This window comes from Haematospirillum sp. H4485, assembly GCF_012102745.1.
Lineage (GTDB): Bacteria > Pseudomonadota > Alphaproteobacteria > Rhodospirillales > Rhodospirillaceae > Haematospirillum.
This window is the reverse complement of sequence record NZ_JAAVSY010000001.1, coordinates 15,365-29,168: the sequence shown is the minus strand read 5'-3', so window position 1 is coordinate 29,168 and position 13,804 is coordinate 15,365. Positions and strand designations below refer to the sequence as shown.

At 56.5% G+C, this 13,804-nt stretch carries 12 protein-coding genes and 1 tRNA gene; 3 read left to right on the top strand and 10 right to left on the bottom strand.

Annotation, left to right across the window (positions count from 1 at the left end; all coding sequences use genetic code 11):
- Positions 1–68: 68 nt before the first annotated feature.
- The 7 genes from gor to glmU form a co-directional block, all read right to left on the bottom strand.
- The gene (gene gor / locus HEQ61_RS00125; protein WP_168018540.1) at positions 69–1,439 is read right to left on the bottom strand and encodes a glutathione-disulfide reductase; all 1,371 of its coding nucleotides are present in this window, start codon (positions 1,437–1,439) and stop codon (positions 69–71) included.
- A 93-nt stretch (positions 1,440–1,532) separates the two neighbouring features.
- Complete coding sequence (locus tag HEQ61_RS11125; RefSeq protein ID WP_168018539.1) at positions 1,533–2,066, bottom strand: GNAT family N-acetyltransferase; 534 nt, start codon at positions 2,064–2,066, stop codon at positions 1,533–1,535.
- Positions 2,067–2,210: 144 nt separating this feature from the next.
- Complete coding sequence (locus tag HEQ61_RS00115) at positions 2,211–3,512, bottom strand: DUF4910 domain-containing protein (RefSeq protein WP_168018538.1); 1,302 nt, start codon at positions 3,510–3,512, stop codon at positions 2,211–2,213.
- Positions 3,513–3,623: 111 nt separating this feature from the next.
- A complete protein-coding gene (locus HEQ61_RS00110) occupies positions 3,624–3,989 on the bottom strand; it encodes an AAC(3) family N-acetyltransferase (RefSeq protein ID WP_322099154.1) in 366 nt (121 codons plus the stop codon).
- A 23-nt stretch (positions 3,990–4,012) separates the two neighbouring features.
- Entirely contained in the window at positions 4,013–4,246 is a 234-nt protein-coding gene (locus HEQ61_RS00105) for a hypothetical protein (RefSeq protein WP_168018536.1), read from the bottom strand.
- 39 nt (positions 4,247–4,285) lie between these two features.
- A complete protein-coding gene (glmS, locus tag HEQ61_RS00100) occupies positions 4,286–6,109 on the bottom strand; it encodes a glutamine--fructose-6-phosphate transaminase (isomerizing) (RefSeq protein WP_168018535.1) in 1,824 nt (607 codons plus the stop codon).
- A gap of 14 nt (positions 6,110–6,123) precedes the next feature.
- A complete protein-coding gene (gene glmU, locus HEQ61_RS00095; protein ID WP_168018534.1) occupies positions 6,124–7,488 on the bottom strand; it encodes a bifunctional UDP-N-acetylglucosamine diphosphorylase/glucosamine-1-phosphate N-acetyltransferase GlmU in 1,365 nt (454 codons plus the stop codon).
- A gap of 267 nt (positions 7,489–7,755) precedes the next feature.
- Between glmU and HEQ61_RS00090 the strand changes: the two genes are divergently transcribed.
- Positions 7,756–7,830, top strand: a tRNA-Val gene (locus tag HEQ61_RS00090).
- Positions 7,831–7,947: 117 nt separating this feature from the next.
- Here the strand turns inward: HEQ61_RS00090 and HEQ61_RS00085 are convergent.
- On the bottom strand, positions 7,948–8,439 hold the full coding sequence (locus HEQ61_RS00085) for a c-type cytochrome (RefSeq protein ID WP_168018533.1): 492 nt from the start codon (positions 8,437–8,439) through the stop codon (positions 7,948–7,950).
- A gap of 226 nt (positions 8,440–8,665) precedes the next feature.
- Entirely contained in the window at positions 8,666–9,064 is a 399-nt protein-coding gene (locus HEQ61_RS00080; protein WP_066136744.1) for an acyl-CoA thioesterase, read from the bottom strand.
- A gap of 206 nt (positions 9,065–9,270) precedes the next feature.
- Here HEQ61_RS00080 and parE point away from each other — a divergent pair, with 206 nt between their 5' ends.
- Entirely contained in the window at positions 9,271–11,256 is a 1,986-nt protein-coding gene (parE, locus tag HEQ61_RS00075) for a DNA topoisomerase IV subunit B (protein WP_168018531.1), read from the top strand.
- A gap of 175 nt (positions 11,257–11,431) precedes the next feature.
- On the opposite strand, the gene otnI is transcribed toward parE, so the two are convergent.
- Positions 11,432–12,223, bottom strand: a complete 792-nt coding sequence (gene otnI / locus HEQ61_RS00070) for a 2-oxo-tetronate isomerase (protein WP_168018530.1) — start codon at positions 12,221–12,223, stop codon at positions 11,432–11,434.
- Between the two features lie 120 nt (positions 12,224–12,343).
- Here otnI and hemN point away from each other — a divergent pair, with 120 nt between their 5' ends.
- Positions 12,344–13,693: an oxygen-independent coproporphyrinogen III oxidase gene (gene hemN / locus HEQ61_RS00065; protein ID WP_168018529.1), complete on the top strand. Its 1,350-nt coding sequence runs from the start codon at positions 12,344–12,346 to the stop codon at positions 13,691–13,693.
- Positions 13,694–13,804: the final 111 nt, after the last annotated feature.

Sequence of the window (13,804 nt, the reverse complement as noted above, 5' to 3'; positions counted from 1 at the left end):
GCATTGGGGCAAAGAATACACCACTGAAACAGGATTCCCTTTGCATCAAGACGTGTACTTATAACAAATCACACGGATACTGGGTCAGGCCGTGGTGTACGCAGGGTTACAAATTCTTCTGCTGCTGTGGGATGAATACCAACCGTCGCATCAAAGTCCTTCTTGGTCAGGCCGGCCTTTACGGCGATAGCGAGCACCTGGATGATCTCCGGCGCATCAGGACCAACCATATGGGCCCCGATCACAATCTGGGTTGCCCGATCGACCAGAAGCTTCATCATGGTGCGTTCCTCGCGCCCTGAAAGGGTATTTTTCATCGGACGAAAGCGGGTCACATACACATCAACCGGGCCACGGGCACGCGCCTGCTCTTCGGTCAGGCCAACCGTACCGACGGCGGGCTGGCTGAAAACAGCTGAGGCCACGTTTTCATGGTCCGGAGTCATGGGGTTGTTGTTGAATTCAGTTTCAGCAAAACAGGCGCCTTCCCGGATTGCAACCGGGGTCAGGTTGATACGGTTTGTCACATCACCCACGGCCCATATGCTGCTGATACTGGTCCGGGACCAGGCATCAACCTGTACCGCACCGGTTCGGGGATCCAGCGCAACCCCGGCTTCTTCCAGCCCCAGACCCGCCGTGTTGGGGGCTCGACCCGTTGCGTACATAACCTGCTCACAGACCAAGACCCGGCCATCCTGCAACGTTACCATCCGGCGATCATCCTTCTCGCAACGGATAGATTGCACCTGACTCTTGCGACAGACCGTAATACCCTGATGTTCAAGTTCGGCAACCAGGTGCTCGCGGATATCCTGATCGAAACCACGCAGAATATTGTCGGCCCGGATAACCAAGGTCACCGCGCATCCCAAGGCACGGAAGAGGCCAGCGAATTCCACCGCAATGAAGCCCCCCCCGACAATCACAATGCTGTCCGGCAAGCGGAGCAAATCCAGCGCCTCGTTGGATGTTATGGCATGCTCGACACCCGGGATATCCGGCAGGACAGGCCACCCACCAACAGCGACCAGTATTCTCTGTGCCGTCATACGGCGACCATTGACCTCAACCGTATGCGGATCAACAAGCCTGCCTCGCCCCTCTACCAGCTCGACATGATTTGACTTCAGCGTATTGCGGTAGACTGTCTCCAGGCGATCAAGTTCTCGGTTCTTGCTCGCCACAAGCGCCGGCCAGTCAAGATGGACATCACCAACATTCCAGCCATATCCACGTGCATCCTGAAAGGAACGGGCAAACTCGGCCCCATAGATCAGCAGTTTCTTGGGAACACAGCCGCGGACGACACAGGTTCCGCCAACCCGGCTTTCCTCGATCACGGCAACACGGGCTCCATACCCACCGGCAAGACGGGATGCCCGAACACCACCGGATCCGGCACCAAGCGTTACAAGATCGTAATCAAAAGCTGCCATTATATCTTCCTGATTATTGTCCGGGCACCGGCCTGCATGGTGCACTGTGCCCGTGCATCGAAGGAACGAACGGCACCGCCAAGTCCGCCTGACTTACGCAGAGAGCACAGAGAAGCTGTACCGCTCTGCCATAAATGACATCCCTGCCCGCACCAAAGGCTCTGCACCACCGGGCAGTCCCCCCATATGCTCGACTGCCGCAGCCCAGGGAGCACCAGAGGGAACGAACAGATCCGCCCTTACACCGCGCCCGCGCGCCACCTTTTCCAAAGCCGCCTTCAACAGCTGACGCCCAAGGCCCTGCTTCTGATGCGCACCCAGTACCGTGAAGTGACTGATCAACCAGTGCTCGGGCACACCGGGAGGATGGCCGGGAGCAACGCAGATAAAACCGACAGGACCATGCATGGAATCCGCTACCATAGCCTGGCCGCCATTGCGCGTTGTTGCGCGGGCCTTCAGCCATTCACGCCATTCTGCCGCACGGTCACCGGCCGACAGAACCAAGGCTGTTGGCGGCATTCCCCAAGGAACAGCAGCCTGCAAACCAATCCTGTGTATAAGGCCCAATGCATCTGCATCGATCAGGGTTGCTTCCCGAATAACAGTTCCATCAGATCCAGCCACACCGCATACTCCCTGTCTTTCCCTGAAGGAATCACCCGCCTGCCCTGCAAAGTCAACCCATGCCCCCAACGACAAAGACAAAATGACACGGCGTGGGGAAATCAGGAGCGGGCGGGATCACTGCGCCGGAAGAAGGGTAAGAACTCAAACCTGCAAGGGTAGCGGGCCATCCATAACATCAAGAAGACCATGACCAGACAGCTTGTCAACAAGCGGATACAGGTCCCATATTGGCACCCTGCACAGATCTGCAATTTCAAGCAGGGATCGTGTGCCATCGGACCAGGTAATCAGATCCATCATCAAGCGCACCTCCAGGCCACTCGACTTCGTTGATAATGTCGGATACAGCCCCCTCTTTCCCAACTGCGGCTCACAGAGTACCTTGACCTTGGGGTAACAATTCCGCTCGATAGCCTCAATAGCCCGCAAAAGGGCATTGTATCCGCCCTCAAGTCCTTCGGGGGTGACGACGTGATCCAGATCATCCAGCGACGTATGGTACTCGTCATACTCCGCGTATTTTGTCCTCATAATCGAGGCCACAGGCAAATCCACGCCAGGGGCGCAATACTGCCTCTCGTCACTCCCCCTGTCACTCCATGTATAAACTTTGTATTCAGGGCATATATGCTTCAGAACATGCTTCGCAACACGATCGCTGATGGTGTCTCCATGGCGTGACGGAAGATAGGAATAGGTACGGTCATCACCAACGCATGTCACATTGAAACCAGCAAAAACCCTGGACTTCAAACTGTCGAGATTCCGGCTGACATAACAAATGGATCCTATTGTTTCCGGTATGAAAACAATACGGTAACTGAATGCGTTCTGCTCCCTCTCTTTCAACCACTTCGCAATATACGTCGTAACGGTTGGACCGGAGAGTTCATTGTTTGCCATTGAAGGATGACAAACGTACGTTGACAACAACACTTCTTCCTTGGAGCGACCTTTCAGTAACACTTCCCCGTATGTCAGGGATCCATCAAAAAGTTCTGTGTCAATAACAACCTCATACTCACCATCAACAAGAGTATCACGCAGGATCTGCGGCAAACAAAACCCCCAATGTTCCGTGTAGTACGACGTAATATAAGGTATGGCCGTTGGCTGCTCTGGAAGGGAGTATAAATGCTTCTGCAGGTCCTCAAGACTGATCTTCTGCTTTATCGGGATACTGTATCCGACAAGGTGCAGATTGTTTGAGCTGAAGTCGCAAAGCTTCTTACCACTCGGGTCTATAATATAAGCCTTCCGGACCCTCCACTCTTTTGGAATCGTCCAGTCAAAGACCCGTGTCCCGCTTGGAACCTCATGGATCTCAAGATCCGGAAGAATGCCCTTGATTATTCGCAGCGTCTCTCTGACGCCTTCCCCTGTAAGGCTCCGATTAATACCCCAAAGCCGCCGTGCAAACTGGTGAATATGCTGACCTGTCAAGGCGAATTCTCCAAAGAGTACAGCATCCCCAGTGCTTTCCCTTGCTCGATAGCTTGCCCGACAAGATCAAACATGGCCTTGCTTCTCACCACACGAAGACCTGACCCTACCCTAGGCATGTCGCCCTTGTACAAGCCTTTCTCCCATATACGACATGCGTTCGCACACCGCGCTCCAGATCTCTGACATACAGCCTGTAGGACTTGCTTTCCGTGACGCCATTCCAATCTGGGTATGGAGCTTGAAAAACCGGTAATCAACTTTTTTGACTTCTTCAACGTGATGATAGAACATCATGCAATCTTGGTCATCCACATCAAGGGCCGCTATCTTTCTATCCATCCTCTTCAGAAGACCAAAAGGCGATTCCTCTGAATAGCCGCTTTCGTTATCGATGTTCTCAAATTCTTTTGAGCGATATCCAATCACTGCAAACGAATAAATGGGATGCCCGGTCCTGACTGCTTCGGCATGCACGCGCCCCGCTTCCGCCAAGGCGCCTATTTTTGACGGGGTATGCCTGATGTCAAAGGGAATCCCGGACGTAAAAACAATGGCAGCAGAAGTGTCCCTCTTGCCCCAACCGCATCAAGAAAGCTTTGCAGGATATCCCCCGGATCAACCGCAAAACCTGCACGCCGGAAGTCTGCAAGCGTGCGCCTGATGCTGCCATGAACCAAGATGGTATCCACCGGCTCCACGGCAACCCGCGCATTTTTTTCCACGCCCACCATGCGAGCAGTCCCAAGCCACCAACACCAACGGAAAGAATACTATTCCACCGTTACGCTTTTGGCCAGATTGCGCGGCTGATCCACATCCGTACCCTTCAGAACAGCAACATGATAGGCCAAAAGCTGAACAGGCAGTGCGTAAAGGATAGGGGCTACAAAGGGGTCAACCTCGGGCAAAATGACAGCATGAACAGCACTGTCCCGCATACGGGCAACGCCACGTGCATCCGAGAACACAATAACACGCCCACCCCGCGCAACCGTCTCCTGAACATTGGATATGGTCTTGTCCAGCAGCTCATCGCCGGGGGCAATGACCACAACAGGCACCTTGTCATCGATCAGGGCAATCGGGCCGTGCTTCATTTCTCCCGCAGCATACCCCTCGGCATGAATGTAACTGATTTCCTTGAGCTTCAAGGCCCCTTCCAGAGCAATGGGATAGCTGGAGCCACGCCCAAGATACAAGACGTCACGGGCTTGCATGACATCTTCGGCAATACGGCGAATATGCTCGTCATGATTAAGAATTTCTGCCACACGTGCCGGCACCTCACCCAGTGCATGGGCCAACTGCATTTCTCTTTCGGCCGTTACAGCACCACGGGCGCGCGCCAACGCCAGAACAAGGCAGGCAAGAACCGTCAACTGCGTTGTAAAGGCCTTGGTCGATGCAACCCCGATTTCAGGCCCAGCCAATGTATGCAGGATGGCATCACTTTCCCTGGCCATTGTGCTCTCGGTCACATTGACCAAGGACACAATCTTCTGACCATGAGCCTTGCAGTACCGCAAGGCTGCCAAGGTATCGGCGGTTTCACCGGACTGCGAAATGAAAAGAGCCAATCCGCCGGGCTGCAACACCGGATTCCGGTACCGGAACTCACTGGCAACATCAATATCAACCGGAATACGGGCGATTTGCTCAAGCCAGTACCGGGCAACCAGTCCCGCATAAAATGACGTACCACACGCCACAATCGTAATGCGGCTGACTGAAGCCAGATCAAAAGGAAGATCGGGCAAGGTAACCGTACGGGTCAACGGATTGACCAAGGCCCGCAGACTGTCACCGATCACCTGGGGCTGCTCGAAAATCTCCTTGGCCATATAATGGCGGTGTCCCCCCTTGCCAACCGCCGCACTGGACAGGGCGCTGACATGAACCGGCCGCTCGACCTTCAAGCCTTCTGTATTGCGGATCTCGACCCCGCTGCGGCTGAGGATAGCCCAGTCCCCCTCCTCCAGATAGCTGAGACGGTTGGTCACGTGCACAAGGGCCAAGGCATCCGATCCGACAAACATTTCCCCCTGCCCATACCCAACGGCAAGCGGGCTGCCACGCCGGGCCGCTATCATAAGATCCGGCTGTCCGGCAAAGATAACAGCCAGGGCAAACGCCCCTTCCAGCCGCAGGAGAGCCTTGTGCGTTGCCTCAACGGGGTCAGCACCCGGCTGCCAATACGAGCTGATCAGATGAACAATGGTTTCTGTATCCGTATCACTGCGGAACACACAGCCTGCCGCCTCCAGCTCGGCCCGCAGGGTACTGTAATTCTCGATAATGCCATTATGCACCACCGCAACCCGACCATCGGAATGCGGGTGGGCATTGCGTTCAACCGGCACACCATGCGTAGCCCAACGGGTATGCCCGATACCAACGCTTCCGGACAGGGGAGCCAAGGCAAGTCGGGCTTCAAGATTGACCAGCTTCCCTTCAGCACGGCAACGGGCAATTTCGCTGCCAACCAGCGTTGCGATACCGGCACTGTCATAGCCGCGATATTCAAGACGCTTCAGCCCTCCCACCAGAAGGGGAGCTGCATCCTGTTCACCAATGACACCAATAATCCCGCACATGCTCTTGCTTCCTGTCAGCCGCGTGTTGCTTCTTCTTTTTTGCTTTTATGAAAATGGATCCCCCATTGCTCCACATTCTTCTGCTCTGCCCGCTCCAAGGCCAGTGCCCCAGCGGGAACATCACGGGTCAGCACAGATCCGGCACCGGTCACAGCCCCGTCCCCAACCGTGACCGGAGCCACCAGAGACGTATTGGATCCAATCAGAACCCCCGCACCGATGTCCGTACGGTGCTTCTTGTACCCGTCGTAATTACAGGTAATGGTCCCCGCCCCGATATTTGACCGGGTTCCAACAGAAGCATCGCCGATATAAGACAGGTGGTTGACCTTCACGCCATCGGCAAGCACCGCATTCTTGATTTCCACAAAGTTACCGACATGCGCTTCGGCACCAATGTCTGCACCGGGACGAAGCCGGGCATACGGTCCCAGAACGGCACCCTCGGCAACCCGGCATCCCTCAAGATGGCAGAAGCCCTTTATCTCGACGTTGTCAGCCACCGAGACACCTGGACCAAAGATGGTAAAGGGCCACACCACCACATCCTGCCCCAACCGGGTATCCCAACTGAATGTAACGGTATCCGGGTCAATCAGGGTCACGCCGGACTCCATCATGTGCTGCCGCATGCGCCTTTGGGCAATAGCCTCGCAGGCAGACAACTCCGCCCGTGAATTGACACCCAGAAACTCTTCCTCAGGGCCTTCCACAACAACACAGGTACGACCATCCGCACGAGCCAAGGCAACGATATCGGTCAGATAATACTCTCCCTTGGCATTGGCATTTCCCACCTGTTCCAGCCAGCGCCAAAGACAGGCACCATCAATGGCCATCACGCCCGAGTTACACAGGCGCAGACGTTGCTGTGCCTCGTCAGCATCCTTGGCTTCCACAATCCGCTCAAGACCGGACGGCCCCATGACCAAACGACCATAACCACCGGGATCAGCCGCCTGGAAACCAAGCACGGCAACCCCGGCATTACGGTCCCGACGGGCCTGGACAAGGCGACGGATTGTATCAGCCTGAAGAAGCGGCGTATCGCCATAAAGCACAACAACCGTATCCGGTATACGGCCGATCACAGACATTACGGAACGCGCCTGCAGAACAGCATGGGCCGTTCCAAGACGATCCCTTTGTATCGCTGTCGGGACGGGACCAAGCAAATCAGAAACGGCCCCACCCTCTGGCCCAATCACCGCCACCAGCTGTTCAATGCCGGCACAACACGCCGCATCGGCAACATGAGCAACCATCGGGCGTCCCAGCACAGGATGCAATACCTTCGGACGGGTTGACTTCATACGGGTGCCGAGACCTGCAGCCAGGATAATGGCAACAGAATCAGGGACGTCTTGGGTAACAGTCATGCAGGGTCCCCCTGAAGCCGGAAGGAAAAGAACAACGGCAAAGGCCGGAAAAAGCCTAGCGCCTTGAGACAAAGCACCCTGCCATACCAGATACCGCTATCCAAAATCAAAGAATGTTACACTGTATTATGGATACAGCCTGCCATCTTGCTGACCAAAGACACCTTTTCGGAATACAGCCTTGACGAATGGGGGCACACAGCTTATAAAGCTGGCCTCCCGCATGCACTGACCTTTTAATGGACGGTGATACAGGGGAAAAGTACCGGGCGATTAGCTCAGCGGTAGAGCACACCCTTCACACGGGTGGGGTCGCAAGTTCGATCCTTGCATCGCCCACCATCAAGGCTCCCAGGTCATACCTGCGGGGCCTTGTTTGCATGTGGGGCAAAATACCGGCAGCCAACCCATCAGACACCAGCCAAAGGCCCCCGCACACACGACGGGGGTACCCGGATATCAGCGCAGGGTCTCAAGATAGGCGATAATATCGCGACGCTGCTGCTCGCTTTTGACCCCGGCATAGGACATCTTGTTACCGGGTATGAAGTCCTTGGGATTTGTCAGCCACTTGCCCAGATTCCCGGCATCCCACCGTCCACCATGACCGGCGACAGCATCCGAGTACTTGAAACCCTCGGCATGCGCAATTTTGGCCCCGACAATTCCAAACAGGTTGGGACCGACCTTGTTGGCCCCTCCCTGATCAAACGTATGGCAGGCCGCACAGACCTTCACTGCCTTCTTCCCCAAGGCCGCATCCCCGGGCCGCAGCTCAGCAGAAGCCGATCCTGACTGGGTTGCGGCCTTGCGGAACGTCATGGCCCCGGCAACGCGAGGCGCTTCATCCGGTGCAGCAGCCGAATAGACCAACCCACCGAACACCTTCGCCCCGACGACGGCAACAAGGGCAAGCCCGACGGCTGCTCCCAGCTTGTAAACGGTCTTCATACCACTCTCTCCAACAGCTCTACTTTCCGCGGTCTCCAACCCCTTCCCCGGGGCAGGACCAGCGACACGCTCCTCTGACTTCTGGAATTACACAGAATCCAGAGCCCTGTGCCAGAACAATCTTTTCTGTACCGCCGTGTAGCATAGTTTGTGGCGACCGGCGCATCGCAAACAGACAAGTCCTCCACCCTATTTGACACACCATACCGGACGCTACAAACCCGCCCTATCCTTGATCAAGAGGCCGGGCCTTGCGATCATCACCCAAGGCAACAAACGTAAAGGTTCCCTCGGTAACCTTTTCCTCAACTCCCGTATAACGGCGCCGGACCCATGCCTCCACCCGCACCCCGACCGAGGTACGCCCCCTTTTTATCTCCCAGCAGTAACAGTTGAGTTCGTCACCCACCATCATGGGCTTATGAAAGACAAACCCATCCACAGCGATTGTAACAACACGCCCTCCGGCGACCAGACGGGCATAGGACGCGCCGGCCAGATCCATCTGCGACATCAGCCAGCCACCAAAAATGTCACCATCGGGATTCGTATCCGCAGGCATGGCGATCGTACGCAGGTACAGGGATCCATCGGAATGGGGGTTTGCTTCGCTGGCTTTTCTCATGGTCCGCCTGTCCTCTGACGCAATGGCAAGCACCCGGATTGTGACTTTCGGAACCCCTGAAGGCAATCAGCTATTTCCGTCTGTGACAGGATATAGTAACCCTGTCCCCTTGGGCAGGCATGGCTCCTCGGCCGCCTGCCATCTCCGGTGCTGCCCCGTACCGGAGATGTATGCCACCGTACATCACAGCAAACCGCGCGAGTGCCATGTCAGACCTATTTCAGTTTCTTGCCCCGAAGTCACAGGAATATACCGCCAAGGACATTGAAGTCCTGGAAGGTCTGGAACCCGTACGCAAACGCCCGGGCATGTACATCGGTGGTACGGATGAGAAAGCCATGCATCACCTGGCGGCAGAGGTGCTGGACAATGCCATGGACGAAGCCGTGGCAGGACACGCCACCTTCATTGACCTGGAACTGTCAGCCGATGGTTTTGTGACAATCCGCGACAATGGCCGCGGCATCCCCGTGGATCCCCATCCGAAGTATCGGGACAAGTCGGCACTGGAAGTCATTCTGACCACGCTGCACTCCGGCGGAAAATTCGGGGGCGATGCCTACAAGGTCTCGGGGGGGTTGCACGGGGTGGGAAGCTCCGTCGTCAATGCCCTGTCCGAACTGATGATTGTCGAGGTTGCCCGGGATAAGAAACTGTGGCGGCAAAGCTATGTGCGCGGCACCCCCCAAGGGCCGCTGGAACTGGCCGGCACGGTGTCAAACCGCCGCGGCACCTTGGTCCGGTTCCGCCCGGACCCGGATATTTTTGGTATCCGTGCCCGGTTCAGGCCGGCAACCCTGTACCGGATGGCCCGCTCCAAGGCTTATTTGTTCCGGGGTGTCAAAATTCGCTGGTCCTGTGATCCGGTGCTCCTGGACGGGTCGGACTCTGTCCCCGCATCAGAGGAACTGCACTTCCCCAACGGGTTGGAGGATTTCCTCGCCACGACCCTCCGGGGACGGGCTACCATATCGGGCCTGTATGCCGGCAGCGCATCACTGGCTGATGATATGGGCAGTGTGGAATGGGCCCTGTGCTGGCCAGAAGATCAAGAAGGCTTCTTTTCTTCCTATGTCAACACCGTCCCGACCCCCGAAGGTGGCACACACGAACAGGGGCTGCGCAATGCCGTCACCAAGGGGCTGAAAGCCTATGCTGAGCTGACCGGGAACCGGAAAGGCTCCGCGCTAACAGCAGAAGACGCACTGGGCGGAAGCTGTGTCATGCTGTCCGTATTCATTCGGGAGCCCCAGTTTCAAGGGCAAACCAAAGAAAAGCTGTCATCGAGCGAGGCAACCCGCTTGGTCGAACAGGCTGTCCGCGACCTGTTTGACCACTGGCTGGCCGGGGCACCGGCCGCCGCCAATGTTCTTCTTGAACACGTTCTGAACCGCCAGGAAGAACGCCTGCGGCGGAAGCAAAGCCGTGAAATGTCGCGCAAATCCGCCACCAAGAAACTGCGCCTGCCCGGCAAACTTGCCGATTGCTCACGCTCTGTCGCAGAAGGCACCGAACTCTTTATCGTTGAAGGGGACTCTGCCGGCGGGTCAGCCAAGCAGGCCCGCAACCGGGAAACACAGGCCATTTTGCCGCTGCGTGGCAAGATCCTGAACGTCGCCTCGGCCAGCGCCGAGAAACTGCGCGCCAACCAAGAACTGCAGGACCTGGTGGAAGCCTTGGGCTGTGGCCCCGGCAACCGGTACGATTTAGAAAAACTGCGCTACGGCAAGGTCATCATCATGACGGACGCTGACGTGGACGGGGCCCATATTGCAAGCCTCCTTATGACATTCTTTTACCGTGAAATGCCGGGCTTGATCGAAGATGGCAGGCTGTATCTGGCCATGCCGCCCCTGTATCGCCTGACCCAAGGCGGGAAAAGCATCTATGCGCGGGATGATGCACACCGGGACCAGATCATGTCCAAGCACTTCAAGGGCAAGGGGAAAGTAGATATCAGCCGGTTCAAGGGACTGGGTGAAATGCCCCCCGCCCAGCTGAAGGAAACCACGATGAACCCGGCAACCCGGACCTTGCTTCAGGTTGTCTTGCCCGGCAAGAAAACCGAGGAAGAGCTGGAAGACAGCCGGGCAACAGCCAGCTTGGTGGAACAGCTGATGGGGCGCAAACCCGAACTGCGGTTCCAGTTCATTCAGGCCCACGCCCGTTTTGCCCGTGAACTGGACATATAAGGGGCATGACGCCCTCATAAAACCACTCTTTCGCCACAATCCGTTCAGATACAGTTCATGGACGCACGGGCATTATGCCCCCTGTGCCTCTCCTGTTATTGTTGTAGCACTCACTTTTTGCGCACCCAACTCAGCGGGGCTCCGGGTTTTCCGGCGCCCCGTTTTTTTAGACTGCTCACACCCCCTGGGGCCGCAACCAGTCCGAAGCCCAGCGCAGACCGTCAAGCGTTGTCCCCCTGGGCTTGTATTCGCACCCGATCCATCCGTCATATCCGGCCCCGTCCAGAAGATCGAACATGTAGCGAAAGTTGACCTCTCCCAGCATATCCGGCTCATTCCGCCCCGGAACGCCAGCAACCTGAATATGCGCAATCCGGCTCATGTTGCCCTCAATAAAATCGGTCAGGGCTCCCTGTGTCATCTGGGCATGGTAAACATCGTACAGTATGTAAAGATTACGATGCCCCGTTTGCTCCAGAACCAAAGCGGCATCATCCGGACGCGACAGGAAGTAGCCGGGCACAGTCTGCCGGGAGATCGGTTCAATCAGACACCTCAGCCCCTCAGCTTCCAGCTGACTGGCCGCATAGTCGATATTGGCCATATAGACATCCAGCGCTTCCTCCCAGTCTTCTTCCGGAACAACGCCGGCCATAACATGAACACAGGAACACCCAAGATGTCGGGCATAGTGAGCGGCAAGCTCCAGATCCGACCGGAAGTCATCCTGACGGCCGGGCACGGCAGCAAGGCCACGCTCTCCGGCAGCCCAGTCACCCGGAGGGGCATTGAACGCAACAATCTTCATCCCGGCGGCAACGGCCTTGTCGGCCACCTCCTCGGCGGGGTAGAGATAGGGAAACGCAAATTCACACCCCTTGAACCCTGCCTGGGCCGCAGCGGAAAAACGGTCGAGAAAAGGCTGCTCTGTAAAAAGAACAGAAAGATTGGCAGCAAAACGTGGCATGGAACCTCCGGAACAAACGGCGCTACACTATGCGCTTGCAGGCAAGGGGGGAAGCACGTTTTAACAGGCGGCAAGGCTTCCCCGACCGGAACGGGGCCGTTGTACAGATGAGGAAAGCTGATGAACCACGATCTGCTGAACAAATACAATCTGCGGCTTCCGCGTTACACCAGCTATCCAACTGCCCCGCATTTCTCGGCGGCCGTAACCCCGGATCTCTACCGGACATGGCTGGAAACACTGGACCCCGAAACACCGGTATCCCTGTATCTGCACGTGGTTTACTGTGCTGAAATGTGCTGGTTCTGCGGATGTCATACCAAAATCACCAAGCGGTATGCACCCATTGCAGAGTACCTGGAAACCCTGCTGCAGGAAATTGACCTTGTGGCCAATGCCCTTCCGGCACGTTTCACGGCCAAGCATATCCACTTTGGGGGGGGCAGTCCCACCATCCTGTCGGCACCTGACTTCACGCGGCTGATGCAACGCCTCAAGAACTGTTTCTCGTTTTCCCCTGATGCAGAAACAGCCGTCGAGCTGGATCCACGTACAGCCGATGAAGCCTACATCCAGGCCATGGCAGCAGCCGGTGTAAACCGGGCATCTGTTGGTGTGCAGGACTTCAATCACAAGGTACAGGAAACCGTTAACCGGATTCAGCCTTTCGAACTGGTTGCCTCGGTATTCAAGTGGCTGCGCAGGCACGGCATTGACCGGATCAACATGGACCTGATGTATGGACTACCCTACCAGACCACCACCAGCATTCTGGATACGGTGGACCGGGCTGTCAGTCTGGGGCCACAGCGTATTTCACTGTTCGGCTATGCCCATGTTCCCTGGATGCGCAAGCACCAGACCTTGTTGCCCGAAGACTGCCTGCCCGGGTTCCGGGAACGATGGGAGCAGTACGAAGCCGCCACAGAACGCCTGCATCAGTACGGCTACGTCAGTATCGGGCTGGACCACTTTGCCCTTGCCAACGACACGATGGCCATAGCCCAGACCAAAAAGCGGCTGAACCGGAATTTCCAGGGGTACACAACGGATACAGCACCTGTTCTTCTGGGCATGGGCGCATCGGGCATTGGGTCCCTGCCCCAAGGATACGTTGCCAACGAGGGGGAAGTGCACGCCTGGAGACACATGATCTCCGGTGGTATCCTGCCAATTCGTCGCGGCATTGCCATATCCGATGAAGACCGCATGCGGCGCATGGTTATTGAACGGCTGATGTGTGATCTGGAGGTTGACCTTGGTGAGATAGCCTCAGCTTTCGGGCGTGAGCATGACTATTTCACCCCTGAACTGAACGGAATGCAGGACCTGGAGAAAGACAACCTGGTTATCCGGCACGGATACATGCTGCGCATGACAGAAGAGGGAAGGCCGCTGGTCCGGGTCGCCGCAGCACGTTTTGACCAATATCTGAAACAAGGCGAACTCAAGCACTCCAAGGCCATATAACGCTTCACGGTCAGCATTGGGCGGACCAAGCACATCATCCCCTTGGTCTTCTGGACAGAAGGCTGGATTCGCCGGTATCCTCATAGCAGGACATGCGCAGCAAATCTGCTC

Coding starts and splice junctions, on each gene's coding strand:
- hemN (WP_168018529.1), top strand. CDS start 12,344: ATGAACCACGATCTGCTGAACAAATACAATCTGCGGCTTCCGCGTTAC.
- HEQ61_RS00080 (WP_066136744.1), bottom strand. CDS start 9,064: ATGAGAAAAGCCAGCGAAGCAAACCCCCATTCCGATGGATCCCTGTAC.
- gor (WP_168018540.1), bottom strand. CDS start 1,439: ATGGCAGCTTTTGATTACGATCTTGTAACGCTTGGTGCCGGATCCGGT.
- HEQ61_RS00105 (WP_168018536.1), bottom strand. CDS start 4,246: ATGGTGGGCGTGGAAAAAAATGCGCGGGTTGCCGTGGAGCCGGTGGAT.
- parE (WP_168018531.1), top strand. CDS start 9,271: ATGTCAGACCTATTTCAGTTTCTTGCCCCGAAGTCACAGGAATATACC.
- glmU (WP_168018534.1), bottom strand. CDS start 7,488: ATGACTGTTACCCAAGACGTCCCTGATTCTGTTGCCATTATCCTGGCT.
- HEQ61_RS00085 (WP_168018533.1), bottom strand. CDS start 8,439: ATGAAGACCGTTTACAAGCTGGGAGCAGCCGTCGGGCTTGCCCTTGTT.
- glmS (WP_168018535.1), bottom strand. CDS start 6,109: ATGTGCGGGATTATTGGTGTCATTGGTGAACAGGATGCAGCTCCCCTT.
- otnI (WP_168018530.1), bottom strand. CDS start 12,223: ATGCCACGTTTTGCTGCCAATCTTTCTGTTCTTTTTACAGAGCAGCCT.